Here is a 26,275-nt window from a genome sequence, read left to right on the forward strand (position 1 = left end):
AGACCGACGACCGGGGCGACCTCGCGGACGACGCGGACGACCGCTGCACCCGCACCAGCTACGCGCCCGGCGACCTGCTGACCCTGCCCAGCCGGGTGGAGACCGTCGCCGTCGCCTGCTCGGCGACGCCCGACCGCGCGACCCAGGTGATCACCGACCAGCGCCTCGCCTACGACGGCCTCGGCTACGGCAGCACCCCCACCGTCGGCGACCTCACCGCCACCGCCCAACTCACCGCCCACGACGGCACCACCGCCACCTACCGCGAGTCCGGCAGCACCTTCGACCGCTACGGCCGCCAGCTGACCGCCACCGACCTGACCGCCGACGTCACGGCCACCGGCGACACGGTCGAGCGCACCGCGCGGGACGACGGCCGCACCGTCACCACCGCCTACCAGCCCGCCACCGGCCTGCCGGCCACCGTCACCCAGACCTCGCCGCCGGCCGACCCCGACGACCCGGCCACCGCGCAGACCAACGTCATCGCGCTCGACCCGCTGCGCGCCCTGCCGGTGCGCACCACCGACACCAACGGCCACCAAACCGTCCTGCGCCACGACGCGTTGGGCCGCGCCAGCCACGTCTGGCTGCCCGACCGCGACCCCGACGACACCCCGACGTACCAGTTCGACTACCGCTTCGTCGAGGGCTCGCCCGTCGCCGTGCGCACCCGCACCATCGGCGTGGACGGCGAACAGGACTCCTCCTACGTCCTCTACGACGGCCTGCTGCGCGAACGCCAGACCCAGGACCCGGGCCCCGACGGCGGGCGGCTGCTGACCGACACCCTCTACAACGCCCTCGGCCTGCCGCACCGCACCCACGCCCCGTACCACGGCTCGGGCGCGCCGGCCAACCAGCTCTACCTGCCGGACGTGCCGCAGATCGAGACCCAGACCCGCCTCAGCTACGACGCCCTCGGCCGGGAGACCAGGCGGCAACTCGTCGCGGGCAACGGCGACGGCGGCGCGGTCCTCGGCACCACCGAGATCCACTACTTCGGGGACCGCACCACCGTCATCCCGCCCGAGGGCGACACCGCCACCACCACGATCCAGGACGCGCGCGGCCGCACCACCGAACTCCGCCAGCACCACGAACGCACCCCGGACGCCGCGTTCGACGCCACCCGCTACGCCTACACGCCCGGCGACCAGCTGGCCCGGGTCACCGACCCCGCCGGCAACGAATGGACCTACGAACACGACCAGTTGGGCCGCCTCACCCGCGCCCACGACCCGGATGCCGGCACCACCGTCACCGTCCACGACGACCGCGACCAGGTCACCAGCACCACGGACGCGCGCGGCGAAACCCTCGCCTACGCCTACGACAACCTCGGCCGCCGCACCGAACTCAGCGACGGGGCCGGCGAGACCCTCGCGACCTGGGAGTACGACACCGTGCCCGGCGCCCAGGGGCAGTTGGCCGCCGCCACCCGCCACGAGGACGGCGAGCCGTACACCACCCGCGTCCTGGAGTACGACGCGCTCTACCGCGCCCTGCGCACCGAGGTCACCATCCCCGAGTCGGAGGGCGCGCTCGCCGGCTCCTACGAGACGGCCACCAGCTACGCCGCCTCCGGCCTGCCCGAGGCGTACACCTACCCGGCCGCCGGCAACCTCTCCCCGTTGACCGTGACCCCGCGCTACGAGGACGGCACCCGACGCCAGGTCGGACTCGACGGCTCCCAGGGCCTGTACACCCGGACCAACTACAGCCTGACGGGCAAGCCGCTCCAGTTCGAGATGAAGCTCGACCCGGACGCGTACGAGGCGGCGTGGGTCACCAACACCTACGAGTGGGGAACGCAGCGCCTCAAGACCTCCTGGACCATGCGCTTCCTCGCCGGCGGGCCCGACCGGTACGAGACCTACTCCTACGACGAGGCCGGCAACGTCACCTCCATCAACGACGTCTCCCTCACCGGCAGCGAGACCCAGTGCTTCCGGTACGACCACCTGCGGCGCCTCACCGAGGCCTGGGCCCAGACCGAGGAGGAGTGCGCGGCCGACCCGGCCGACGCGACCATCGGCGGGCCCGCGCCCTACTGGCACTCCTACGCCTACGACCTGTCAGGCAACCGCCTGACCGAGACCTTCCACGAGCGGGACACCACCCGCACCTACGCCTACCCGGAGGCCGGCGGCCCGCAGCCGCACACCCTGACCTCCGTCGTCGAGGAGACCCCCGAGGTCACCTCGCTGGAGGAGTACGCCTACGACGAGGCCGGGAACACCGTCTCGCGCCAGACCGGCGGCGACACCCAGGAGTTGGCGTGGAGCGCCGAGGGGCGGCTGACCGAGGTCACCGAGGCGGACGGCACCCGCACCGAGTACCTCTACGACGCCGAGGGCAACCGCCTCATCGGCCGCACCCCGACCGAGACGACGCTGTACCTCGGGCACACCGAGGTCGTCCTCCCGGCGGGCGCCACCTCGGCCCGGGCCACCCGCTATGTGGACGCCGGCGGCGGGCACCTGGTCGTCCTGGAGGACAACGGCGACATCTCCTACACCCTCGCCGACCACCTGGGCACGGCCCGGGTCGCCGTCGACGCGTGGACGCTGGAGGCCAGCCAGCGACGCGTCCTGCCCTTCGGCGAGATCCGGGGCGCGGACGCCGACTCCTGGCCCGGCACCCGGGGTTACGTCGGCGGCACCACCGACACCTCGACCGGCCTGACGCACCTCGGCGCCCGCGAGTACGACCCGGCCACCGGCCGTTTCCTCTCCCTCGACCCGGTGCTGGACCTCACCGACCCGCAGCAGATCCACGGCTACACCTACGCCAACAACAACCCGCTGACCTTCGCCGACCCGTCGGGGCTGTTCTTCAAGGACATCGTGCGGGGCATCAAGAGCGGGGTGCGGAAGATCACCAACGCGACCCGCCAGACCGTCGGCAGCGCCGGCCGCACCTGGAGCAACCGGGCCAGCCAGGCCGCACGCGACTACCGCTGCGGGTTCAGCTGCTCACGCCAGGACGCGCAGGGGTACCAGCCGCAGTGCGACGACGCGTGCCGCGCCGCCGCGCTGTACCGCTGCGGCTGGGCGTGCACGGACGAGATGCCGGTGCCCGAGCAACCACCGGTGTGGATGCAGGCGTTGGGGCAGTTCCTCTACAGCGCCATTCCGCTGGTGGACCTGCCCACCTGCCTCGCCGACTCCGACGTGGGGGCCTGCCTCGACACCGGCACCGACCTGGCGGGCAGCCTGAAGGCGGCGTTCATCGCCGTCCGAGCCGTCGTCCCCGACACGACACGCCGCTCCGGCGACGGCGCGCTGTGCAACAGCTTTGTCCCCGGCACCCGCGTTCTGATGGCCGACGGCACCAGCCGTCCCATCGAGGAGGTGCGGATCGGTGACGAGGTGGTGGCGACGGACCCGGAGACGGGCGAGACCAGCGCGCGGACGGTGACCGCCGAGATCGCCACGACGGGGACCAAGTACCTGACCCGGTTGGTCGTCGACACCGAGGACGGCCGGGCCGTCCTCGTCGCCACCGACGACCATCCGGTGTGGAACGAGACGACCCGCTCCTGGACCGAGGCGGCCGACCTGCCGCCCGGCGCCAAACTGGCCGCCCCCGACGGCACGATGACCCGCGTCGCGGCCTCCACCCGGCACACCCGGGGCACCGCTGTCCACAACCTCACGGTGGAGGGCCCGCACACCTACTATGTGCTGGCGGGGGCTACGCCGGTGCTGGCGCACAATGCGGATTGCATCATTGGAACCCGGCAACTAGACCATGCCTGGGAGCAGCATTCGCATGGCGGCTCCTACCATCGGGATGGGCGGATGGAGAATGTATTCGCTGAAGACATCGACAAGTCACGTTTCGGTGGGATGGTGAATGAGGCGGTCGAGAACGGAGTGGAAGTTCCGAGGGCGAATGCTGACCCGCGTAGTGGTCATTACATTGACTATGACTTCGGAGATGTCGAGGTAGGTGCGATGGGGCAGAACGGTATGAGGGTCGTTGTCGATGGTGCAGGGAATTTTGTTACTGCCATGCCACGATTCATTTACTAGGGAGCTTCATGTTTTCCATAAGGTTTCTCCCTCGTCTCGATGACCCATCCTGGCGAGCGGGGGTTTCGGCGGGTGTGGCGCTTCGCGAGTTGACTGCGGATGATCTGACGTTCCACTGCTATCGTGCTGATGTAGTCATCGATGACGGAGCGAACGAGATCAGTCTGAGGACTCCCGGTCTGCCCGTCGTAGATTTTCTCCTCATGATGGTGCAGCTGCGTCGTGAGGTAATGTCCGCCGGAAAGTCCGTTGTTGAGTCGTCTCAAACCCAAGACCTCATCACGGCGGTGAGGTCCGGTGACGAGGTGGAGATCCAGTACAGCTTCTCGCAAGTGGTGTCACGAGTCTCTGTGCCCGAATTTCAAAGAATTCCTGAAGTTACACTGAAATCCGCTCTGTCTGTGCTCTACGGAGCCCATCCCGAGTTGAGGTTCAATCGCTATCTGGTTGGTCTCCCTCGGCTTGTCCGATCAGATTGACCGGATTTTTCGCCAGATCCATATCTCTGGCGGCGCTTCAATGGCCAGCTCCCGCGCTGGCGACGGTGGAAGGCGACCGGCGACGGCGCGCTGTGTGGCAGCTTCGTCCTCCGCACCCGCGTGTTGATGGCCGACGGCACCAGCCGTCCCATCGAGGAGGTGCGGATCGGTGACGAGGCGGTGGCCACGGACCCGGAGACGGGCGAGACCAGCGCGCGGACGGTGACCGCCGAGATCGCCACGACGGGGACCAAGTACTTGACGCGGTTGGTCGTTCACACCGAGGACGGCCGGGCCGTCGTCGTCGCCACCGACGACCATCCCGTCCTGGACCGAAGCCGCCGAGCTGCCGCCCGGGGCCGAACTGGCCGCCCTCGACGGCACGTTGAGCCGCGTCGCGACCGCCACCCGGCACACCCGGGGCGCGTTTGTCCACAACCTCACGGTGGAGGGCCCGCACACCTCCTATGTGCTGGCGCGCGACTCGGGAGCGTGCACCAAGTTGACGATCAGCCCACCACCCGGCAACGCGTCAGTTCGATCACAAGCTGGGATGCCAGGAACCACGACGCCGCCGGGTGGCCGTAGGGGAGGTAGTCGCTGGACGGCGACGGGAGAAGGCCGTTCGCGGTGGGGGTGAAGATCCCACCGAAGACGCCCCAGATCCGAGGCTTGCGGGAGCGAACGAACAGCGGGTCGGCGAGGTGTGGGCAGTGGCGGGTGGCGAGATCCGCGCACGGTTCACACAACGGTGGCTTGGTGGACAGCGCGCCTTCGGCCCAGTCGTGCGATGCCTCCCCACCGGCCGGGCGTGGCAGCAGAAACAGCACGCCTCGGGGGGTTCGGCTGGCGGGCCCGCCGCACACCTGGCAGAGCATCTCGAACATGCTGCGGCGCTGCCGGTTCGCGTGCAGGGAGCTGAAGTCGGGGCGTCCCTCGCCCGGGGCCTCCGTCATGCGGGCCCACAGGACGCCGTGCCGGTCGCGGTCGGCAGGTGTCTCGTCCCGGTAGGCCAGGCCGATACCACTGGGCTGGGTGGTGAGCGCGTTCCCAACGGAGGCCGTCTCCTCGCTCCACGCGGTGGCATAGGGGACGGGCAGGTTGTTCCGGCCCCACGTCAGAGGAAGCACGGGCGTCGTCAGGCGGGCAGACATCAACGTGGTTCTTTCCTGGTTGGTTAGCGAGGACGTTGGTTCTAGTGGTGGTGGGGGACTTCTCGGGACCGGAGGAGCGCGGCAGGGGTCGCCGGGCGGGTCGGGGCGATGGTGGCGCCTCAGGCGCGGGGCCTCAGCTCCAAGTCCGCCCAGACGCGTTTGCCCCACGGCAGCGGGTCCGCTCCCCAGCGGGTGGTCACGGCCTCCACGAGGGTCAGGCCGCGCCCGGAGCCGTCCTCGGCGCCCGAGGTCCGGGGCACGGGGAGGCAGTGGGACTTGTCGACGACCGCGACCCGCACGCTCCCCGGTGCGAGCCGCGTGACGCGGACCCTGATCGCATGGCACCTGGTGTGTTGGACCGCGTTGGCGACCAGTTCGGAGACGACCAACGCCACCTCGTCCGTGAGTTCGACCAACCCCCAGGTCGCCACCCGACCGTGATCTCGGGTCATCTCCAGACCGAGGGCTACGCTCGGGCGCTGCACGAGCTGACCAAGCCCGTTGACGAGACCACCACGGAGTTCGGGCAGAAGAGCGTTCAACTCCGCGTGAGGCGGAAGGAGGCCATCACCCGCGACGAGGAGCCGGTGAAGATCTGGGGCGTCCTCTACGAGCCCGCCCTGCGCTATGTCATCGGCGGTGCGGACGTGATGCGCCGGCAGTACGCTGAACTCGCCGAGCTGGCCGGCCGGGACAACGTGACCCTGCAGGTCCTGCCGCAGGCGGGGAGTGGCTATGTCGCCTACCATGACGTTAACATCATGATTCTGGGCGATGGTCTGCCCTCGGCGGTCCAGACGGACACCGCTTGGTTCACCGTCGCGGTATCGGACAAGCCCCGCGATGTGGGTCGCTTCTCCCGCATGTTCGACGCGATGGTGGCCGGGGCGCTGCCTCCGGGGGCCACCCCGAAGTTTCTCAGCAACGATCGAGAGCGATCACCGAATGAACAACCACCCTGCCGAGGTCCTGGCATCCGTCCTGGCGGATGCCGCGTGGTTCACGTCCTCGTACAGCAACGGCGGGGGCAACTGCGTCGAGGCCGCCGACCTGACCGCCACGCGCTGTGGCGCCGTCGCTCTCCGCGACTCCAAGGTCCATGGCGGCCCGGTGCTGCTGCTGGCCCCGGAATCCTTCGCCGCGTTCATCGACGACGTGCGCGAAGGCCAGTTGACCGCCTGATCCCAGCCGATCCGGTACGCGACGGTGGTTGGTGTGGGGGCGTGGGATCGGCCCCCCAACCACCGTTGCGGTACCAGCCGGCCGTTCACCCGTCCGTCGGGACGAAGCGGAGCGTGTTGCGGCGGGCGGTGGGGGCGGAGACCGTCGCGGGGAGGACGACGTGGTCGAGGGGGTCGGCGGCGCCCTCGATGCGGCGGTGGAGGCGGCGGACCGCCTCCTGCCCCATCGCGCTGGCGGGCAGCCGCGCTGAGACCACGGTCAGGAGGGCCAGCCCGGCCGGGCCCGAGTCGTCCGTGCTGGCCAGCTCGACGGAGTGCGGCAACTCGCGGTCCAGGGACAGCAGGTCGTTGACGGCGAGCGCCAGCGTTACCGCGTTACCGCGTTGCCGCAGATCAGCGCGGTCAGTCCCAGCGGGGAGTCGAGGAGGGACAGCAGCCGTTCGCGGCGCCGCTCGGGCGGCAGGTCGACGTAGCTGACCAGGGCGGAACGGTCCGGATGGCCGACGAGCCCCCGGTCGTGGAGCGCGCGCAGATACCCGCTGAACCGGTCGCGGACGCTGGTGACGTCCGACTCGCTCCACAGCACCGCCGGCGCCGCGTGCCCCCGCTCCAGCATCGCGTCGGTGACGGAGTGGCCGACGGCGAAGTCGTCGAAGAGGACGGCGTCGGTCGGCACGTCCCCTGGCACGGCCCCGCCGGCGCGCTTCCCGCTCGGCCCCTTCGTCCCGCACGGCGGCAACCCGATCCTGCGGACCAGGGGCGAGAGTTGGGAGTCGAGCAACCTGTACAACCCGGCGGCGATCGTCGTCGACGACGAGGTGGTGCTGCTCTACCGCGCGCACGCCGACGACATCGTGTCCCACATCGGGATCGCCACCAGCGCCGACGGTTTCACCTTCCGGCGCGAGGAGACGCCCGTGCTCTCGCCCGAGCACGACTGGGAGGCGCGCGGTTGCGAGGACCCGCGCGTGACCCGGATCGGGGACACCTTCCATCTGACGTACACCGGCTGGGACGGCGTTGCGGCCCGGCTGTGCCCGGCGACCTCGACCGACCTGCGCGCCTGGACCAAGCACGGGCCGATCCTCCCCGACGGTTTCGACACCTTCGCGACGACCAACCCCCGCCCCGGCGGCACCTGGCACAAGGCCGGGGTGATCGTTCCCCAGCGCATCGGCGGCCGCTGGCACCTGTACTTCGGCGAGGGCGCGATCTTCCACGCCACCTCGGACGACCTGCTGCACTGGACGCCCTGCCCCAACGACCAGCCCCTGTACGGCCCGACGCCCGGCGCCTGGGACGAGCTGCTGGTCGAGATCGGCCCGCCGCCGGTGCTGACCGAGGACGGGCTGATGGTGTTCCTGACCAACGGCGCGCGGCGCGGCGAGACGACCGACGTCGACTACCGCTGCGGCCAGATCGCGATCCCGCTCGCCGAGCCGACCGAGGTCGTCGCGGCCGGGACGGGTGCGGAGCCCTCCGGCGCCGTGTCCGGTGGGCCGGCGCGACGTCGTTCCCGGGGCGGCGCCAGCCCGTTGTCGGCGCGGTCCCGGCGCCACCTCCCGCCCGTATCGGCTGGTGTTCCCACATCCGGCCGGCGGTGCCATGCTGCCGACACCGGGTTGTCCATCGTGAGACAGCCCAACTCCCGTGCATCGTCCAGCGATTCAGGAGGAGATCCCTTGACACCCCCACGCAGAAGGACCGTTGCCGGCCTCGCCGCCGTGGCCTCCGCCACGGTGCTCGGCACGCTCGCCGCCGCCTCCGTCACCAGCGCCGCGCCACCGGCGGAGCCGAACGCCCAGGCCGGAACGTGCGCGACCTCCGTCGTCAACGTCACCCCCGATGCCGAAACCCAGTCGGCCTGGGCCGACTTCGGCAACGGCTCCCAGCTCGGCCAGTGGGCCGCCGCCGACGGCACCTACTCCGCCGCGCTGCCCGACGGCCGCACCGCCTGGCTCTTCAACGACACCTTCCTCGGGCCGGTCGAGCCCGACGGGAGCATCCCGCCGCAGGGCCTGCTCCACAACACCATCGTCACCAGCGGAACCGACTCCCCGCTCCCCGCCGAGACGATCATCGGCGGCACGCCCGAGGACCCGGCGCCCGTCGTCGGCTACGAGGGCAACGACCAGCCCTGGTACTGGAACACCGACGGCATCGCCCACGGCGACGAGCTGTTCGTCTTCGAGGCCCAGCAACAGCTCGCCGGCGACGGGCACTTCGGCTTCGAGTGGATCGGCACCGACATCGCCGTCTTCTCGCTGCCCGACCTCACCCTCGACCGGATCGTCCCCACCTACGACGGGGCCGGCATCACCTGGGGCGTCGAGCTGCTGCCCGCCGGCGACCACACCTACATCTACGGCGTCCGGGGCGACGAGAACCCGCCGCACGCCAAGTCGGCCTTTGTCGCCCGCGCCGCCGGCGGCCAACTGGAGGGCGACGGCTGGGAGTTCTGGGGCGGCTCAGGCTGGGTCGCCGACGAGAACGCGGCAGCGCCCATCGCCGACGGGGTCGGTTCCTCGTTCGGAGTCGCCGAGGTCCAGGGCCAGTTCGTCATGGTCACCACGGACAGCCACCTCAACCCGGGCATCGACACGCTCATCGCGCCCAGCCCCTGGGAGTTCGCGGACGCGCCGCGCGAGCGGATCTACGAAGCGCCCGAGGGGCAGCCGGAGTTCGACGAGGGCGCGGCCGGCGACATCTACGCCTACAACGTCGCCGTGCACCCGGTGCTGAGCGAGGACGACACCCTCGCGGTGTCGTACAACGTCAACTCCTCCTCGCTGGACGACGTGTTCGCCGATGTCAGCCTCTACCGCGCCCGCTTCCTGGAGTTGGCGTTCGCCGCCACCGAACCCGCCTGCTGAGCACGGACGTTGGAGGGCCCGGCCGGAGGCGTTTCCCGGCCGGGCCCGTTTCGTGCGACGCCGGTTCAGTCGGTGGGCGGCAGCCCCGGCGGGTTGATCTCGGACGCCTCGACGGCCTCGTCAGAAAGGCCCCAGCGGGCCAGCACCTCGCCGTAACTCCCGTTCTCGATCGCCTCGTTGAGCGCCGCGTGCAGCGCCTCGACCAGCCCGTTGTCGCGCAGCGTGGTGGCGGCGATCTCGCCCTGGATGTCGTCGCCGGCGCCGGAGAACGTGCCGACGATCCGGGTCTCGCCGGTGACCCGGGCGTGGTAGGCGGTGCTGGGGCTGGGCCCGAGGTAGGCGTCGAGGCGGCCGGAGGAGAGCGCCAGGTAGTAGTCGGTGGAGTTCTGGAAGTACCGGATGTCGGTGGGCTCCAGCCCGGCGGCCTCGTTCTGCTCGCTCCAACTGATCAGGATCGCCTCCTGGTTGGTGCCCGAGGTGACGCCGATGCTGCGGCCGGCGACGTCCTCGGGACCGGTCACCGTCCAGTCGGCGTCGGCCCGCGCCTCGAAGGCGATGTTGTCCAGCCGGTAGGTCGCGAAGTCGTACTTCTCCTTGCGCTCCTCGGTGACCGTGATGTTGGAGAAGCCCACGTCGTAACGGCCGCTGTCCAGGCCGACGAAGATGTTCGCCCAGTCCACCACGTGGTAGGTGACCTCCAGGTCCAGCACGTCGGCGACCAGCGAGGCGATGTCGGTCTCCACGCCGATCACCGTCTCGTCGTCGGTGGCGTAGAACGACAGCGGCGGCACGGTGCCGGACGTGCTGACCACCTCCAGGGTGCCCCGTTCCCTGATCTCCTCGGGGACCAGCGCGGCGATCTCGGGCACCGCCTCGGTGGTGACGCGGTCCTGGTCGGGGGAGAGGTTGACCTCCTGGGCCTGGCCGCCGGCGTTCTCCGAGGCCGGCTCGGTGCCGCCGTCCTCGGGGTCGGCGCAGCCGGCCAGCGCCAGCGGCAGCGCGACGGCCAGGGCCAGGGCGACGGGCAGCCGCGCGGTGGCGCGGGCGCGGGGCGGGCGGACGACGACGTTCATCGGGGCCTCGTTTCGTTGGCGGGGCGAGCGGGCTGGTCAGCGGACCTGGGCGAGGAAGGCGCGGGTGCGCGGGTGGCGGGGGCGGTCCAACACCGCCTCCGGCGGGCCCTGTTCGACGATCCGGCCCTGGTCCATGAAGACCACCGTGTCGGCGATCTCGCGGGCGAAGCCCATCTCGTGGGTGACGACGAGCATGGTCGTGCCGCCCCGCGCCAGGTCCCTGATCACGGTCAGCACCTCGCCCACCAGCTCCGGGTCGAGCGCCGAGGTGGGCTCGTCGAACAGCAGCACCCCGGGGGAGAGGGCCAGCGCGCGGGCGATGGCCACGCGCTGCTGCTGCCCGCCGGAGAGCTGGCGCGGGTAGGCGTCCAGCCGGTCGCCGAGGCCGACGCGCTCCAGCAGCTCCGCCGCCTCCCGCCGGGCCCGCGCTCGCGGGTGGCGCAGCGCCCCGAGCGGGGCCTCCGCCACGTTCTCCCACGCGGTGAGGTGCGGAAACAGGTGGAAGTTCTGGAAGACGAAGCCGATCCTGGCCCGCTGCCGCAGCACGGCGCGCTCCCGCAGCTCGTGGAGGCGCCCGCCGACCCGCCGCAGGCCCATCAACGCGCCGTCCACGCGCACCAGTCCGGCGTCGGGGCGTTCCAGGTGGTTGATGGCGCGCAGCAGCGTGGACTTGCCGGAGCCGGAGGGGCCGAGGATCACGGTCACCTCGCCGGCGGCCACGCTCAGGTCGATGCCGTGCAGCACCTCGACCCCGCCGAAGCTCTTCCGCACGCCGCGCACCTCGACCATGGGCGTGCCCGGGCTCACCGCGCGCCCCCCGCCCGCGCTCACCGCGCGCCCCCCGCCCGCGTCTCGCGCTCCCCGGGCGCGCCCGGCGGTGCCTGCCCCCGGCGCGGCAACCGGCCCGCCCACGGCCGCCGTTGAAGGACCTCGCGGACGCGCCGGAACGCGCCCGGCGTCTGCTCCCGCTCGGCGCCCCGCGCGAACCGGCGCTCCACGGCGTGCTGGACGACGGTCAGCACCGTGGTGAGCACGATGTACCAGACGGTCGCCACCATCAGCAGCGGCACCACCCGCCCGTTGCGGCCGTAGATCACCTGCACCTGGTAGAACAGCTCGCCCAGCGCCATCACCGAGACGATCGAGGTGCCCTTGAAGAGGCTGATGATCTCGTTGGCCGCGTTGGGCAGGATGCCGCGCATCGCCTGCGGCAGCACGATGCGGCGCAGCTGCCGCGCCTTCGGCAGGCCGAGCGCGGCGGCGGCCTCCCGCTGCCCCGAGTCCACGGCGATGATCCCGCCGCGCACGATCTCGGCGGCGTAGGCGGCCTGGTGCAGCGCGAGGCCGATCACGGCGGCGGTCAGCGGCCCGACCAGGTGCATCGTCTCGAACGTCCAGAACACCGGCCCGAACGGGATGCCGAGCCCCAACTCCCGGTAGAGATAGGCCAGGTTGAACCAGAACAGCAGCTGCACGATCAGCGGGATCGAGCGGAACGCCCAGACGTAGGTCCAGGCCACGGCGCGGAGCACCGGGCTGCGTGACAGCCGCATCACGGCCAGCAGCACGCCGAGCGTGAATCCCAACGCCGTTCCGTAGAAGGTGAGTTGGATGGTCAGCCAGACGGCCTTGAGGATGCTCTCGGCCAGCAGGTAGTCGAAGAAGGTGGGCCAGTCCCAGCCGGGGTTGGTGGCCAGTCCGTGCAGGAACTGCGCCGTCAGCACCACGACGAGCGCCCCGGCCAGCCAGCGGCCGTAGTGCCGGGCTGGGACCACCGGCAGGGTGGCCAGCTCCGCGAAGTCGTCGTCCGGCGGGGCGTGTTGGGCGGGCAGGGGGGCGGCGGGCGGGGCGCTGCTCACGGGGGCCTCCGGTCGGGGTGCGGTCAGGTGCGCGGGGCGGCGGTCGTCGCGGCGGGGGGCGGGAGGCGCTTCTCGAACGGCAGCAGGCGGAGGGTCTCGGGGTCGGCGGCCAGGTCGAACAGCGGGGCGTAACCGGCGTTCAGATACAGGTACTTGGCCTCCGGCTGCCGGGGCCCGGTGGTCAGCCAGACGCGCCGGTAGCCCCGGTCGGCGGCGGCCCGTTCCAGTTCGGCCACCACCCGGCGGGCCAGGCCACGGCGGCGGTGCGCCGGGTGGGTCCAGATGCGCTTCAACTCGGCGGTGTGTTCGTCGAGTCGGCGGTAGGCGCCGCCGGCGACGGCCGCGCCGTCGTGCAGCAGGAGCAGCAGCAGGCCGTGTGGCGGGGCGAACTCGGCCGCCGGATAGCGGCTCAGCTCGTTGGCCGCCGAGCCGTAGCGGGCGGTGTACTCGTGCGCCAGCCCGCGCAGCAGCGGCCGGACCAGCGGGTCGGAGAGCAGCGCGGGGGCGACGGTCAGCTCGTCGGAGGACGGCGGGGACGGCGGGGACAGTGGGGACGGCGGGGATGGCGAGGTCATGACGTGGCGGGCCCTTCGCTCGGGGCAGGGCGGAACGGCTCGGGTCGGGGTGCGGGAAAGCGCGCCGGCGCGCGGGTGAAGAACGCGGCGGGAGCGCGCGCCGGCGCGAGGGTGGTGAACGCGGGCGCGCGCGGGCCGGACGCCACCGGCGCGGGCGGGAACGCCGTCGCGCGGCGTCAGCGGGGGTGAGCGGTCAGGCGCGCCCCGTCGGTCCTCGCCGACGGCGCGCCGGGGGCATCAGCCCGGACAGCAGCCAGGACAGGAGGCCGACCACACCCGACCGAGGTCGATGTGGCCGCGCGTGGTCAAAGCCAACTCGGCGCTCACGGTGACTAGTTGACCGCAACCGCAGGAACGAGTCAACCGTTCGCCGGCCGCTTCACCGCCCGCCACCCCGGGCGGCGGCCAGGCGCGCCACCACGCTGACCTCGTTCCGGTTGTGGTGCAGCTGCCGCGCCAGCAGGACCTCGTACCGCCGGCCCAGCAGGTCCAGGCAGGAGCGCACCGTCCGCTCCGGCGCGCCCTTCCCGAGCTTGAGGGTGACGACGGCCAGCGCGCCGGGCCGCAGCACCCGCGCGACGTCGAGCATGGTCTCGCAGGACAGCTTCGGCGGCATCCGCATGTCGTTGACGGCCAGGTCGAACCGCACCGGGGTGCCCGGCAGGAAGCGCCCGACGGTGGTCCGCTCGTGGTGCACCAGCGGGTCCCGCGCCAGCGCCGGCGCCAGGTCGCCCGGGTCAACGGACCAGACCTCAAGGCCGCGTTCCCGCAGGATGCGGGTCCAGCCGCCGGGGCTGGCGCCCAGGTCGATCGCCCGGCCCCGGCGCGGGAACGGGAGGTCCGTCGTCGAGATCAGCTCCTCCAGCTTGAACTCCGCGCGCGAGACGGAGTCCCTGGAGCGGGCCAGCCGCACCCGCCCGCCGGGCCAGCCGCACAGCGCCTCGTCGGCGGCGGCCAGCCCGAGCGAGACGCCCCGGTCGTGGACGCAGGCCGAGAGCACCCACTCCGGGCCGGTGCGCCGCACGGCGCGGCCCGAGGCGCCCAGCGCGTCGGCGATCTCCCGGAAGAGCGCCGCCGAGCCGAAGCCCGTGCGGTCCTGCCCGCTCACCCAGCACTGGAGCGCCAACTCCCCGCCGGCGGGCAGCCGTTCGTCCACCACGGCGACGGCACGCGCGGCGACCGCCGGCAGCGTCACGCCGTCCAGCGGCAGCCGGGCCGCCTCGCCCGTGAGGTGCTTGGCGAAGACGACGGGCGCCTCGCGCACCACGGTCGCCAGCTTCCCGAGGCCCATGCCGTCGAGGGTGACCCCGGCCAGGTCGGGCCCCAGCCGCTCGATTCCGACCACCGGGGCCTCCCGGCGCAGCTCGCGTGAGACCGGCGCGAAGTACTCCTCGGCGAAGGAGACGAGGACGGGGGCCTGCGACGTGCTTCCGGTCATCGGGGCAGCGTACCGGGGCCCCGGCGCCCGCCCCGCCCCCGGCCGGGGGCGGGAACGGGACGGGTCACCCGGGGCGGGGGCAGGGGCGCGCGGGGTCTATGCCGCGCAGTACTCGTTCTCCAGCCCGGCCGCCCGGTAGACGCAGTCCGCGTAGGAGAGCAGCGTCAGCACGGCCTCCCGGTTGCGGGCGGTCTCCCGGTCGATCACGCTCCCCGGCGGATAGAACCCGCCGCCCGCCTGCGACGGCGGGTACATCTCGAAGGTGAACGAGAAGATCCCCTGGTCCGCCCAGGCCCAGTCGTTGATCGAGCCGTCCGTGATGTACAGGTCGCTGGACTGCTGTGCGGTGTAGCCGTTGGTGTCGGCCATGGCCGTGCCCAGCGCCTCGAACGCCGCCGCGTCGTCCTCGGTGAGGCCGGGGCCGGTGGCGTCGTAGGTGTAGCCGTAGGGCCACAGCACCAGCTCGGCGTAGGTGTGGAAGTCGATGTGCGCGGTGATCTGCTGCTCGCCGCCGATCACGCGACCGCGCACGAAGTCGGCGACCACCGCCGTCTCGGTGCCCGACTCGGGCGCCGAGCCCCGGTAGGTGTCGCTGCCGGGCGAGCCGGACGAGCCGCCGCAGCAGCCCCACTCGTGGTCCCAGTTGCGGTTCAGGTCGGTGCCGACGGCGGACGAACCCGCGTTGGGTTGGCGGTTCTTGCGCCAGTTGAGGAACGAGCCCGACTCCTGGTCGTAGACCTTGCCGTCCGGGTTGACCGAGGGGATCAGCCAGATCTCGCGGCTGTCGAGCAGCGCGGTGACCTCGGGGTCGGTGCCGTACTGGGAGGTCAGCTCGTCGAGGGTGTAGAGCGCCATCTCGACGGTCAGATGCTCGCGGGCGTGCTGGTTGTGGGTGAACAGCACCTCCGGCTCGTCCTCGTCGGCGGCCACATTGGCGCTGATCTTGACCGCGACCAGGTCGCGGCCCTCGTGGGACTGGCCGATGACCTGGCTGCTGACCAGGTCCGGATGGGCGGCCTCGGCCTCGGCGACCAGGGCGAGCGCCTCGTCGTAGGTGTGGTAGTCGGCGGGTGCGGCGGCGCTGACGCCGCGCTCGGCCGGCGCGCCGAGCGGGGTCAACGCGTAGCCGAGGTCGGCCAGTTGACGGGCGTGCCCGGCGTCGGCGGTGATCACCACGGACCCGGCGCGCACCTCGTCGATCGCGGTGCCGGTGCGGGCCAGCTCGGTGCGCTGCTCGGCGGTCGCGACGCCCGCGACCTCGTACTGCCGAACGGCGCTCTCCTCCCAGGTCTGCCGCGCCGCCACGGTGTCGGGGGCCGCGGTGGCCTGCGCGCCGAAGGCGAGGGCCAGGGAGAGGGCGAGAACGGTGGTGGCGAGGGCGGTCCGCCTGCCACGGGAAGGTCTGCGCATGACGCGCCTCCAGGGGTGGGGGTGGCGTCATGATCGCGACAATGGCATGGCCCGGTCAAGAACGCCTCCGGCCCGGCGACTCCGCTGAGCCGCCGGGCCGGGGCGTGCCCCCGTTCGATATCACTTGTGGGTGGCGCAGGCGCGAATCTCGCCCGAGGGCGTGTGCACGCTCCAGTGGAGCTTGGCGCGGGTCTCGGACCCGTAGATGCCGTCGGCTTCGGCGCCCCGCAGGCGCTGCGCGTTGGTCAACGCACGCTGGGTGGCCGGCCCGAACTCGCCGTCCACCACGAGCGAGGACTGCTCGTTGCAGTGCTTGAGCGCGGATTGGAGCGCGTTCACGGCCGGTCCCGAGGCGCCGGAGCCCAGCGTGCAGTTCCCGCTGCCGGTGGCCTTGTGATACGGCTGCGCCAGGTAGGTGCCGCCCGGGTGCGGGATGCGCTTGACCCCGTCGCACCAGCCCACGGAGCTGGCGGCGCTGGCGGTGGTCGGGCCGGTGAGGCCGAGCCCCCCGGCGAGCAGAGCGGTCGCGGCGGCGAGTGTGGCGAGTCGACGGCGCATGGTGGTTCCCCCTCGGGTCTGTGGTTCCCCCGCCGGAGCGGCCGGCGGGGGCCGGGGGGTGGGCCGCCCGGCCCCACGGTTCCCCCCGGCCCGACGAGGATGGCGGGGGCCGCTTGCGCCGCGCTTTCCTGCCGGTTCCCCCGGGATGGGCGGGAACGTCGCGGCGCTCACCGTTCGTGGTGGTTGGGTGGCTGTGGGGTGGGTTGGGGGTCCTTCGGGTGTGAGGGCCGGCACAGGTCGTTGGTCCTCTACGAGGCCGGGTCGTGGACGGGCGGGGGGTGTGGGCGTGGTGTCGTGGCGGGGTGTGGGGTGGGTCGAAGGTCCCGGGGTGTGGGGGTGTTTTCGCAGGTCAGGGCTTTGCCATGGAGGTGGTCGGCGGTGCATGTTGGGTGTCGGCCGCCCACCAGCGACCCGCACCCCCGCCCCCTTTCACGAAAGAGGACGCCTTCATGACCGCCAGCACCCACGGCACCTTCCGGACCATGACCCGTCCGGTCGTGATGGCCGGCATCGTGACCGTCGGCGCCACGGCCCTGACGCTCCCCTTCGCCACCACCGCCACCGCCGACGACACCACCCAGGCCGGCATCACCACCGCCACCGCCGACCACACCACCGCCCCCGCCGCCTACACCCCCCACGGCCCCGACGGCCTCCTCGGCAAGCCCACCACCAGTGACGACGCCGACGACAACGGTGACAACGGCGACGCCGACCACGCCGACGACGGCGACAACGCCGACGCCGAGGAGGGCGGCAAGCCCGCCGAGAAGACCCAGCCCGAGGACGAGAACCAGGCCGCGGAGGACGGCAAGCCCGCCGAGGGCGTCATCGACGGCCACGCGGACGGCTTCGACGCCGACACCGGCCGGGGCGAGAAGTACCACCAGGACGGCTCGCTGGTCGTCATCCCGCAGAACGAGCAGCCCAAGCCCGAACCCGCCTCCAGCGAACAGATCGACGGCTGGATCAAGGAAGCCCTCAAGATCATGGAGAAGGAGGGCATCCCCGGCACCTACGAGTCCATCCACCGCAACCTGATGCGCGAGTCCGCCGGCGACCCCCTGACCATCAACCTCTGGGACACCAACGCCGAACAGGACATCCCCTCCAAGGGACTCCTCCAGGTCATCGACCCCACCTTCGAGCAGTACCACGTCGACGGCACCAGCGAGAACATCTACGACCCCGTCGCCAACATCACCGCCGCCTGCAACTACGCCGCCGACCGCTACGGCTCCATGGAAAACGTCGACAGCGCCTACTGACCGACCGAGACCAGACAACAAACAGCAGGCACAGCCAGCAGGGCCCGGGCTCCGGTCACCACGACCGGAACCCGGGCCCTCGGCCCGTGCGGCCGGCGCGGGCTCAGCCCGCCCGGGCGACCTGGAGCGCCGGCCGCGCCGCGAAGTCCTCTATCGCGTCGAAGCCCGGCGCCGCCTCGATCTCCGCGCCGATGGACGCCGCCTTCGCCCGGTAGGAGTCCTCGCGGCGCAGCGTCGCGATGGCCTCCCCGATCTCCTCCCGGCTCGGCGAAGCGCTGCTCATCTTCAGTCCTGCCCCCGACCAGTGGACCCGGGCCGCCACCTCCGGCTTGTCCTCGGTGTCGCCGGCGATGACCAGCGGAACGCCGTGCCGCAGCGCGAGGTTGACCCCGCCGTAGCCGCCGTTGGTGACCAGGATGTCGACCTGCGGGAACAGCCAGTCGTAGTCGATGTACGAGCCGATCCGCACGTTCGCCGGCACCGCGCCGAGCGCGTCGACGATGGCGGCCTCGACCTCCGCCTCGGGCCGGCCGCCGCCGCTGACCACGACCAGCTCGTCGGAGTCCGCGAGCGCGGCGACCGTGGGGATGATGAGCGCCGACAGGTCGGCGTTGGCGACGGTGCCCTGGGTGACGTGCACCACGGTGCGGCCCTCCAGGTCGGGGGCCCAGTCGGGGCGGGTCCCGCCGATGGACTTCGACGGCAGCGGGCCCATGTAGATGATCTCGGTGCGGGCCGAGGGGCGGGGATACTCGAACCCCTGCGTGCCCAGGTGGAACAGGGCGTCGCCAAGACCGGGCATCTCGAAGAAGGAGCAGGGCAGCCGCTTTCCGACCAGCCTCCGCATCGCCCGCGAAAGGTATTTCTGCGCCGGCCGCAACACCACCGCCCGCGCCAGAACGCGGAGCGTCGCGTTCCGCACACGTTCCGCCGTGTTGGTCGCGGGAAGGAGCCCCATTCCATAGGGGGGAAGTCCCGGCGCCTTGAGCGTGAGCGGGCTGATGCCGAGTATCCCTATGCGTGGTCTCTCCTCGCGCGGCAGCAGCGTCAGCGGATAGACGCCGGCGAACAGCATCTCGGTGAGGATCACATCGGTCTTCTCGGCTTCGAGCGCGGCGGTCATCGCCTCGTACTGCGCGTCGATCGGCTTCGAGAACACTTCGAGCACGGCCGCGCTGAGTCCCTTGATTCCGGTCAGCTCGGCCACCTGCGGAAAGGCCGACCGCATATCGCGGTCGTCGAAGTCGGCGCCGGGCGGCAGCGGCAGAAACCTGACGCCGGCCGCCTCGACCCGTTCCTTGTGCCGGGTGCCGGTGAGAAAGCGAACCTGGTGACCTCGGCGGGTCAGCTCGGCGCCGATGGTCAGACAGGGGGAGACATGTCCGAGAAGGGGTGAACTGGCGATCAGGAAGGAAGTCAACTGCTCTCCTCAGTCAGGGGCGTGGGTGAGTCGTTGGGGGTGCGCACCGCCGTGATCACGGCGGCGGCGACGACGCCGGCGGTGACCAGCAGGGTGGTGGGGGTGGCGGCGGTGAATCCGGCGGCCGAGGAGTCGCCGTCGTTCCAGGCGAAGACGGTCGCCGCCACGGTGACGCCGAGCAGCACGCCGATCTCCCGGACGGAGTTGCCGACGCCCGAGGCGATGCCCTCGTCCTCCGAGCTGGCGAAGAAGATCGCCTGGCCGGTGATCAGGGCGAAGAAGACGCCCATGCCGAGGCCCGCGCAGACCAGCCCGGGCAGCAGCAGCGCATAGGGCACGTCGGAGCGCAGCACCAGCGCGAACCAGCCGAGCGCGCCCGCCTGGAGCGCCGTGCCGACGACCAGCGGCCACTTCATACCGACCCGGCTGGCGAGGATGCCGGCCGCCGGCGCCGCCACCAGCGGCACCAGCGTCCACGGCAGCGTCGCGAGCCCGGCGCGCAGCGGGTTGTAGGCGAGGACGACCTGGAGGTACTGCGTCATCAGGAAGACCGCGCCGAACACGCCGGCGCTGGTGAGCAGCGCCGTCGCCAGCGACAGCCGGAAGCCGCGCGAGCCGAGCAGGCGCGGCGGCAGCATCGGCGCCGGCAGTCGAAGCTCCACCTGCCAGAACGCCGCGATCAGCGCGAGGCCGAGCAGGATGAGGCCGCCGCTGTCGGCGCGCGGCCAGCCGGAGTGTTCCGAGCGCAACAGGCCGAAGAGGAGGCCGGTGAGCCCGAGCGAGAGCAGGACGATGCCGGGCACGTCGATGCTGGCGCGTGCGACGCGGGCGGTGCCCCGGAACGAGAGCGCCGCCAGCGGCACCAGGACGCCGGCGATCGGCACGTTGAGCCAGAAGATGACGTGCCAGTCGACGCTGTGCACGAGCCAGCCGCCGACGAACGGGCCGAGGGCGATGGCGAGTCCGTTGATGCCGCCGAGGATGCCGAGCGCGATCGGCCGCTCCTTCTGCCGCACCACCCCGATGAGCAGGGTCATCGCCAGCGGGATGATCATGGCGGCGCCGATGCCCTGGACCGCGCGGAAGAGGCTGAACCAGAGCATCGTCGGGGCCAGCGCGACCAGCGCGGAGGACGCCCCGAACACCGCGATGCCGACCGTGAAGATCAGCACCCGCCCGTACCGGTCGCCCAGCGCGGCGGCGGCCAGCATGAACACGGAGAACGCGATCGTGTAGGCGTTGACGGTCCAGGTCAGATCCGAGACGCCAACCTCGAACGAGGCCCGGATCGCGGGCAGCGCGGTGGTCACGACAAGGTTGTCGAGCCCCGCCATGAAGGTCGCGAGTCCGGTGATCAGATAGGCCAGAACAAGCCGTGCGGTGGAGAGTTCGGGTGGCCTGATCTCCACGGCTGAAGTCGCCATCATCGTGAGTGATCTTTCTGGTGATCTTTCCGATCCGGTGATCTCTCCGGCGATTGGCCAGGGGGTCACCGATCAGAGATCACTGACCAGACGCGCGGAGTGGTACGCGTGCGCGCCGAAGTGATCGCGGATGCGGGAAGTGCGGCTGCCCGTCCAACGGTTCCCGGCCTCTGCCGGAGTGGTTTCTCCCGGCGTGCGGCGGCGGTGCCGAAGTGTCGGCTACCCGTGGGAAATCGGCCGTGACGGCAGCGTGAACCTGCGCGAGTCGAGCGCGCTCAACATTCGGAACTCCATTTCGCTTGGCACCCCGTTGAGGACGTCGCCGGCCCTGGTCAGTGGAGCTATTCGGCGTGCGAAGACGTCCTCCCGGTCGCCACGATACTCACGCGGCGGTAGGAGAAACAAGCTTTCCCAGAGGGCTGTTGAATGCCTTTCGGGTTTCGCTTTGGGTGCCGTGTGACGTTCTGTCGGTTATGGCGCTCGGGGCGTTCGCCGGCGCGCGCCACCCGGCCGGCGGTCCCGCCCGCGCGCCCGCCCCCGCGCCCCGCGCGCCGCCGGTACGCCCCCCGCGCCCCCGCCAACTGACCGCCGCACCCCGGGAGTCTGCGACTTCTGAACGCGCGGGACCGGACTTGTCCCGGTTCCCGTTCGATCCATTGACACAAAATTTGCCGGTCTCTAGGTTCAAGCGCCAGAGAGCGCTCTCAGCCGTCCCCCTTCCCCCCACCGGTTGCGAGGTACGACATTCATGCGGCCACTCACCCACCCCAGACGCGTCGTCCTGGCCCTGACCGCCGTCGCCACGGCGGTCGCCGGACTGACCCTGGTCCCGGGCTCCGCGACCGCCGCCGAGATACCGGTCGGCAGCGGCAGTTACTCGGACACCAGGCCGGACGGCGCGGTCGGCCCGTTGGACTCCAACGGCAACCCGGTCCTGCCCCAGGTCACCGAGAACGTCGCCGACCAGCCCGTGCCCACCAACGACTGGTGGTCGTCGCTGGTCTTCAAGCGGTACGCGGACATCCCACACTCCCAGCCCATGTACGGGCACCCGCTGAGCTACCAGGCCGTGGCCAACGGCCTTGAGGTCGGCTACCAGACCCAGGCGGCCGTCGACGGCGGCTCCTACAACTTCCCCCACGTCGCGGACCTGACCCTCGGCCTGGCCGGGCTCAACTCCCCCGACACCAAGGCCGACGGCTGGTCCGACTGGACCGTCACCCCGTACTGGGAGGACGACGCCCACACCTTCCGCGCCACCATCGGCCACGGCAGCCCGTTCGTCTACGCCGAGGGCACCGGCGGCGACGCCGAGATCACCACCGGCGCGGCGCCCGAGGTCTTCGCCGACGAGGGCAGCACCCTGGGCGTCACCGTCAACGGCCGGAACTACGCGCTGTTCGCGCCCGGCGGCAGCGCCTGGACCGTCTCCGGCAACACCATCAGCTCGGACCTCGGCGGCAACGGCTACTACTCCGTCGCCGTGCTGCCCGACCAGTCCGCGCTCGACCTCTACGCCCAGTACGCCTACAGCTTCGTGACCGGCTCCACCGTCGACTGGTCCTACGACGAGGCCGGCGGCCAGGTCAGCGCGACCTACACGCTCCAGACCGAGGCCAGGGAGGGCGAGGAGACCGGCACCATCCAGGCCCTCTACCCGCACCAGTGGCAGCACACCACCGACGAGTTGACGGACTACGAGTACGTCTCCCCGCGCGGCACCATGCGGGTCCGGGACGGCGCCTCGTTCACCACCACCCAGAGCGTCGTCGGCGTGCTGCCGACGCTGCCCGAGAGCGGCGGCCCGGACCAGGCCCAACTCGCCTCGTTCGTCAACGAGGTGGCGGCCGACGCCACCGTCGGCTTCGGCGACACCTACTGGAGCGGCAAGCAGTTCGGCCGCCTCGCGCAGGTCGTCGGCATCGCCGACCAGATCGGCGAGACCGCCGCCAGGGACACCATCCTGGACGCCATGAAGGCCGGCTTCGAGGAGTGGTTCACCGCCGGCGGCGCCGCCCAGTTCGTCTACGACTCCGACTGGCGCACGCTCACCGGCTACCCCGCCTCCTACGGCAGCGACCAGGAGCTGAACGACCACCACTTCCACTACTCCTACTTCGTCTACGGGGCGGCCGTGATCGCCCAGTACGACCCGGAGTGGGCCGCCGAATCCGCCTGGGGCGGCATGGTGGAGGAGCTGATCGCCGACGCCGCCAACCCGGCGCGCGACGACGACCGTTACCCGTTCCTGCGCGGCTTCGACGTCTACGCCGGCCACAGCTGGGCCGCCGGCCACCAGGGCTTCGCGGCCGGCAACAACCAGGAGTCCTCGTCGGAGTCGGTCAACCTCAGCGCCGGCCTGATCCTGTGGGGCTCGGCCACCGGCGACACCGAGCTGCGCGACCTCGGCGTCTACCTGCTGACCACCGAGTCCGAGGCCATCCGGCAGTACTGGTTCGACGGCAACGAGGAGAACTTCCCGGCCGACTACCAGCACAACACCCTCGGCATGGTCTGGAGCAACGGCGGCGCCCACGCCACCTGGTGGACCGGCAACCCGGAGGAGATCCACGGCATCAACGTCCTCCCGGTGACCGGCGGTTCGCTGCACCTCGCCCAGGACCAGGACGCGATCGTCCGCAACCTGGAGGAGCTGGTCGAGGAGAACGGCGGCCCGCCCGTGGAGTGGAAGGAGATCCTCTGGGAGTTCCAGGCGCTCGCCGACCCGGCGGCGGCCCGCGCGGCCTACGACGGCGACGGCGGCGGCAGCTACACGCCGGAGGCCGGCGAGTCCTGGGCGCACGTCTACCACTGGATCTACACCCTGGACGCGGTCGGCGCACCCGACACCTCGGTGACCGCCGACAGCCCGACGGCGGCGGCCTTCTCCAACGGCTCGTCGACCACCTACACCGCGCACAACTACGGCGACAGCGAGCAGACGGTGACGTTCTCCGACGGCGCCACGCTCACCGTCCCGCCGAACTCGTCGGCCACCGGGACCGGCTGACGGGACCTCCCGGCCCGGGCCCCCCACACCGTCACGCCGGGCCGAAGAACCCCCCACCGCGCGCCGCCCCGTGCCCCGCTCCCGAGCGGGCCACGGGGCGGCGCCGTTCACGACGATGAGTTTCGGGTGCCGCCCCGGTCCACCTCCGAGAAGACAACCCCTCCCGGAGGTGCGCCCCATGGCCACGAACGAACCGACCACCACGCTGGACCCCGAGTTCAGCGCGCCCGGCGCCGAGCCCACGCCCTGGTCGGCCGCCCTCGAACTGCTGGAGAACGCCGAGGTCTTCTGGCTCTCCACCGTCCGCCCCGACGGCCGCCCGCACGTCACCCCGCTGCTGGCGATCTGGCGCGAAGGCCGCGCCTACTTCACCACCGGCGCCACCGAGCGCAAGGCGCGCAACCTCGCCGCCAACCCCGCCGTCGTCCTGACCACCGGCCGCAACGCCCTCGCCGAGGGCCTGGACATCGCCGTCGAGGGCGCGGCGGCGCGGGTCACCGACCCGGCCGTGCTGCGCCGGCTCGCCGACTCCTACGCCGCGAAGTACGGGCCCGACTGGGCGTTCCGGGTCGGCGACGGCGTGCTCACCCACGACGAGGGCGGCGAGGCGTTGCTCTTCGAGGTCACCCCGGTCCGGGCCTTCGGCTTCGCCAAGGGCGCCTACGCGCAGACCCGTTGGGACCTCGACTGACCCGCCGACGGCACACGCCGGCACCCGCCGGCCGGCCCGGCGAATCCCGCGAACCGCCCCGGAACGGCCCTCCGGAAGGGTCCCCGGAAAATCCGGGACGGCTGTCGCTGCCCGTAGTCCCGCTCTGACCTGGCGTTATGTCAACGGGCCCGCCGACGCCGCCCGAGGCGCTGTTGCCGGGGGCTGACCAGGCCCCCAGGATGGTTCGGTGCCCATGTTGATCACACCTCGCAGTTCTCTGCGGAACACGTTTCTTGACGCCGTCCGTGAGTTCCAGGGCGAGGGGCGCGGCAGCGCCTCCGACGACACCCTGCTCGGCCACCAGATCACGGTCTGGCGGGACCGCTGGGCCGAGCAGGGCGGGTTCGACGAGTACGTGAGATCGCTGATCGCCGACGCGCGCCCCGAGACCCCGCGCCCCGCCGGCATGGTGCCGACCACCACGCTCTGGTTCGTCGAGGGCGACACCTGGCTCGGCCGGCTCTCCCTCCGCCACCAACTGACGCCCCGGCTGCGGGAGTGGGGCGGCACCATCGGCTACGACGTCCGCCCCTCGGCCCGCAACCGCGGCCACGGCCGCGCCATGCTCCGCGCCGCGCTGCCGCACGCCTGGGGCCTCGGCTTCGACCCGGTGCTCGTCACCTGCGACGCCGACAACGCCGCCTCCCGCAAGGTCATCGAGGCCACCGGCGGCGTCTTCGAGGACCAGCGCGGCGAGAAGCTCAGGTACTGGGTGCCCACCTCCCCGTCGTAACCTGGGAATCCGAGGGGCCCGTGACACGGGCACCCGCCGCGCGCCACCGACGACGGCCGGCGCGGCCCCTGAGCGACCGAGGGACTGAGGACAAACTGGGCAAGCGACAGCCCGTAGGACCGCCGCCGGCACCCGTGGTGCAGCGCGTGCGGCTGCGGTACACCAAGCGCGGCCGCCTGCGGTTCACCAGCCACCGCGACTTCCAACGCGCCTTCGAGCGGGCGCTCCGCAGGTCCGAGGTGCCGATGGCCTACTCGGCCGGGTTCACCCCGCACCCCCGGGTCTCCTACGCGAACGCCGCGCCCACCGGCACGGCCAGCGAGGCGGAGTACCTGGAGATCGCGCTCGCGCAGCCCCGCGACCCCGAGGAACTGCGGCAGCGGCTGGACGCCTCGCTGCCCGACGGGCTCGACATCGTGGCGGCGGTCCCGGCCGCCACCGGCGACTTCGCCGAGCGGCTGGCCGCCTCCGAGTGGCGGCTGCGGCTCGACGGGGTGCCGCCGGCCGAGGCGGAACGGGCGGTGGCGGCCTTCCTCGCCGCCGACGAGATCCCCGTCCGCCGCCAGACCAAGAAGGGGATGCGGGACTTCGACGCCAGGGGCGCCGTGGTCACGCTGGGCGTCGAGCCGGCCGAGCCGGGTGGGTCCGATAGGCCCGGGTCCGCTCCCTGTGCGATACTGCGCCTGGTGGTACGGCATCTCACCCCCGCCGTACGACCCGACGACGTCCTGTCCGGTCTCCGCGCTGTGGCCGACCTGGCGCCGCCGGTCCCCGCAGCGGTGACCAGGCTGGCGCAGGGGCCGCTCGATGAGGAGACCGCCACGGTGCTCGACCCGTTCGCGCCCGACCGCGACGCCGCCCCCGCCGTGTCCGTCACGGCCGGTGGGCAGCCACCCGCGGCGGCGCCGGGAGCCACCGGACAGTGAGGCCGTCGCAGCGCCGCGAAACGGCCTGGTCCGGGAGCCACCCGGGCCCGACAGTTCCGGCCGGCGCATCGACCAGCAGACTTTCGCCGTAGCCGGACCTGGTCGGTCCGGAACCGGCGAGTGACACAACAGCTCCCGAGCG

Annotated in this window: 21 protein-coding genes and 1 pseudogene; 9 read left to right on the top strand and 13 right to left on the bottom strand. The window is 71.9% G+C overall.

Going from position 1 to position 26,275, the window contains the following annotated elements; genetic code table 11:
• Nucleotides 1–95 precede the first annotated feature (95 nt).
• Nucleotides 96–4,040 carry an RHS repeat-associated core domain-containing protein gene (locus FH609_RS05355; RefSeq protein WP_139666023.1) on the top strand — a complete coding sequence of 1,315 codons (3,945 nt, stop codon included), beginning with the start codon at nucleotides 96–98 and terminating at the stop codon, nucleotides 4,038–4,040.
• Between the two features lie 988 nt (nucleotides 4,041–5,028).
• Here the strand turns inward: FH609_RS05355 and FH609_RS05360 are convergent.
• Nucleotides 5,029–5,673, bottom strand: coding sequence for a hypothetical protein (locus FH609_RS05360; protein ID WP_139666024.1), 645 nt, complete (start codon nucleotides 5,671–5,673; stop codon nucleotides 5,029–5,031).
• A gap of 119 nt (nucleotides 5,674–5,792) precedes the next feature.
• Nucleotides 5,793–6,125 carry an ATP-binding protein gene (locus FH609_RS05365; protein ID WP_139666025.1) on the bottom strand — a complete coding sequence of 111 codons (333 nt, stop codon included), beginning with the start codon at nucleotides 6,123–6,125 and terminating at the stop codon, nucleotides 5,793–5,795.
• On the opposite strand from FH609_RS05365, the pseudogene FH609_RS31455 reads away from it, so the two are divergent.
• Together FH609_RS31455 and FH609_RS05370 are read left to right on the top strand one after the other, a co-directional pair.
• Nucleotides 6,012–6,536, top strand: a pseudogene (locus FH609_RS31455) (DUF5753 domain-containing protein); the annotation flags it as partial. The gene FH609_RS05365 and the pseudogene FH609_RS31455 overlap by 114 nt on opposite strands.
• A gap of 82 nt (nucleotides 6,537–6,618) precedes the next feature.
• On the top strand, nucleotides 6,619–6,855 hold the full coding sequence (locus tag FH609_RS05370; RefSeq protein ID WP_139666026.1) for a DUF397 domain-containing protein: 237 nt from the start codon (nucleotides 6,619–6,621) through the stop codon (nucleotides 6,853–6,855).
• Between the two features lie 85 nt (nucleotides 6,856–6,940).
• On the opposite strand, the gene FH609_RS05375 is transcribed toward FH609_RS05370, so the two are convergent.
• Together FH609_RS05375 and FH609_RS05380 are read right to left on the bottom strand one after the other, a co-directional pair.
• Nucleotides 6,941–7,177 (bottom strand): hypothetical protein, encoded by a 237-nt coding sequence (locus FH609_RS05375; protein WP_139666027.1) that lies wholly within the window; start codon nucleotides 7,175–7,177, stop codon nucleotides 6,941–6,943.
• A 44-nt stretch (nucleotides 7,178–7,221) separates the two neighbouring features.
• Nucleotides 7,222–7,530, bottom strand: coding sequence for a hypothetical protein (locus FH609_RS05380; protein WP_193317776.1), 309 nt, complete (start codon nucleotides 7,528–7,530; stop codon nucleotides 7,222–7,224).
• On the opposite strand from FH609_RS05380, the gene FH609_RS31460 reads away from it, so the two are divergent.
• Nucleotides 7,478–9,727, top strand: coding sequence for a hypothetical protein (locus tag FH609_RS31460; protein WP_226961420.1), 2,250 nt, complete (start codon nucleotides 7,478–7,480; stop codon nucleotides 9,725–9,727). The two genes, FH609_RS05380 and FH609_RS31460, sit on opposite strands and share 53 nt — an antisense overlap.
• Before the next feature lie 65 nt (nucleotides 9,728–9,792).
• Here the strand turns inward: FH609_RS31460 and FH609_RS05390 are convergent, their stop codons facing one another.
• The 7 genes from FH609_RS05390 to FH609_RS30925 form a co-directional block, all read right to left on the bottom strand.
• On the bottom strand, nucleotides 9,793–10,800 hold the full coding sequence (locus FH609_RS05390) for an ABC transporter substrate-binding protein (protein WP_139666029.1): 1,008 nt from the start codon (nucleotides 10,798–10,800) through the stop codon (nucleotides 9,793–9,795).
• A gap of 36 nt (nucleotides 10,801–10,836) precedes the next feature.
• Nucleotides 10,837–11,589, bottom strand: a complete 753-nt coding sequence (locus FH609_RS05395; RefSeq protein ID WP_139666255.1) for an amino acid ABC transporter ATP-binding protein — start codon at nucleotides 11,587–11,589, stop codon at nucleotides 10,837–10,839.
• Between the two features lie 38 nt (nucleotides 11,590–11,627).
• Nucleotides 11,628–12,659: an amino acid ABC transporter permease gene (locus FH609_RS05400; protein WP_405378826.1), complete on the bottom strand. Its 1,032-nt coding sequence runs from the start codon at nucleotides 12,657–12,659 to the stop codon at nucleotides 11,628–11,630.
• A 23-nt stretch (nucleotides 12,660–12,682) separates the two neighbouring features.
• Nucleotides 12,683–13,234, bottom strand: a complete 552-nt coding sequence (locus FH609_RS05405) for a GNAT family N-acetyltransferase (RefSeq protein WP_139666031.1) — start codon at nucleotides 13,232–13,234, stop codon at nucleotides 12,683–12,685.
• A gap of 379 nt (nucleotides 13,235–13,613) precedes the next feature.
• The gene (locus tag FH609_RS05410; protein ID WP_139666032.1) at nucleotides 13,614–14,672 is read right to left on the bottom strand and encodes an SAM-dependent methyltransferase; all 1,059 of its coding nucleotides are present in this window, start codon (nucleotides 14,670–14,672) and stop codon (nucleotides 13,614–13,616) included.
• Between the two features lie 96 nt (nucleotides 14,673–14,768).
• Nucleotides 14,769–16,082 carry a M14 family metallopeptidase gene (locus FH609_RS05415; RefSeq protein WP_139666033.1) on the bottom strand — a complete coding sequence of 438 codons (1,314 nt, stop codon included), beginning with the start codon at nucleotides 16,080–16,082 and terminating at the stop codon, nucleotides 14,769–14,771.
• 120 nt (nucleotides 16,083–16,202) lie between these two features.
• On the bottom strand, nucleotides 16,203–16,640 hold the full coding sequence (locus FH609_RS30925; protein WP_193317777.1) for a peptidoglycan-binding domain-containing protein: 438 nt from the start codon (nucleotides 16,638–16,640) through the stop codon (nucleotides 16,203–16,205).
• 449 nt (nucleotides 16,641–17,089) lie between these two features.
• Here FH609_RS30925 and FH609_RS05425 point away from each other — a divergent pair, with 449 nt between their 5' ends.
• Entirely contained in the window at nucleotides 17,090–17,908 is an 819-nt protein-coding gene (locus tag FH609_RS05425) for a transglycosylase SLT domain-containing protein (protein ID WP_139666035.1), read from the top strand.
• Nucleotides 17,909–18,011: 103 nt separating this feature from the next.
• Here FH609_RS05425 and FH609_RS05430 read toward each other — a convergent pair whose 3' ends face one another.
• Both FH609_RS05430 and FH609_RS05435 read right to left on the bottom strand, forming a co-directional pair.
• Nucleotides 18,012–19,328 carry a glycosyltransferase gene (locus FH609_RS05430; RefSeq protein WP_139666036.1) on the bottom strand — a complete coding sequence of 439 codons (1,317 nt, stop codon included), beginning with the start codon at nucleotides 19,326–19,328 and terminating at the stop codon, nucleotides 18,012–18,014.
• On the bottom strand, nucleotides 19,325–20,755 hold the full coding sequence (locus tag FH609_RS05435; protein ID WP_139666037.1) for an MFS transporter: 1,431 nt from the start codon (nucleotides 20,753–20,755) through the stop codon (nucleotides 19,325–19,327). The genes FH609_RS05430 and FH609_RS05435 overlap by 4 nt, the downstream gene beginning before the upstream one ends.
• A gap of 745 nt (nucleotides 20,756–21,500) precedes the next feature.
• On the opposite strand from FH609_RS05435, the gene FH609_RS05440 reads away from it, so the two are divergent.
• The 4 genes from FH609_RS05440 to FH609_RS05455 all read left to right on the top strand — a co-directional run bounded on the left by FH609_RS05440 (nucleotide 21,501) and on the right by FH609_RS05455 (nucleotide 26,133).
• Nucleotides 21,501–23,762, top strand: a complete 2,262-nt coding sequence (locus FH609_RS05440; RefSeq protein ID WP_139666038.1) for a glycosyl hydrolase — start codon at nucleotides 21,501–21,503, stop codon at nucleotides 23,760–23,762.
• A 178-nt stretch (nucleotides 23,763–23,940) separates the two neighbouring features.
• Nucleotides 23,941–24,453, top strand: a complete 513-nt coding sequence (locus FH609_RS05445; RefSeq protein ID WP_139666039.1) for a pyridoxamine 5'-phosphate oxidase family protein — start codon at nucleotides 23,941–23,943, stop codon at nucleotides 24,451–24,453.
• A 214-nt stretch (nucleotides 24,454–24,667) separates the two neighbouring features.
• Nucleotides 24,668–25,207: a GNAT family N-acetyltransferase gene (locus FH609_RS05450; protein WP_139666040.1), complete on the top strand. Its 540-nt coding sequence runs from the start codon at nucleotides 24,668–24,670 to the stop codon at nucleotides 25,205–25,207.
• A gap of 137 nt (nucleotides 25,208–25,344) precedes the next feature.
• Nucleotides 25,345–26,133 carry a TIGR03936 family radical SAM-associated protein gene (locus FH609_RS05455; protein WP_139666256.1) on the top strand — a complete coding sequence of 263 codons (789 nt, stop codon included), beginning with the start codon at nucleotides 25,345–25,347 and terminating at the stop codon, nucleotides 26,131–26,133.
• Nucleotides 26,134–26,275 lie beyond the last annotated feature (142 nt).

This window comes from Streptomyces sp. 3MP-14, from assembly GCF_006334905.2.
In the GTDB taxonomy this organism is placed as follows: domain Bacteria; phylum Actinomycetota; class Actinomycetes; order Streptomycetales; family Streptomycetaceae; genus Streptomyces; species Streptomyces triticirhizae.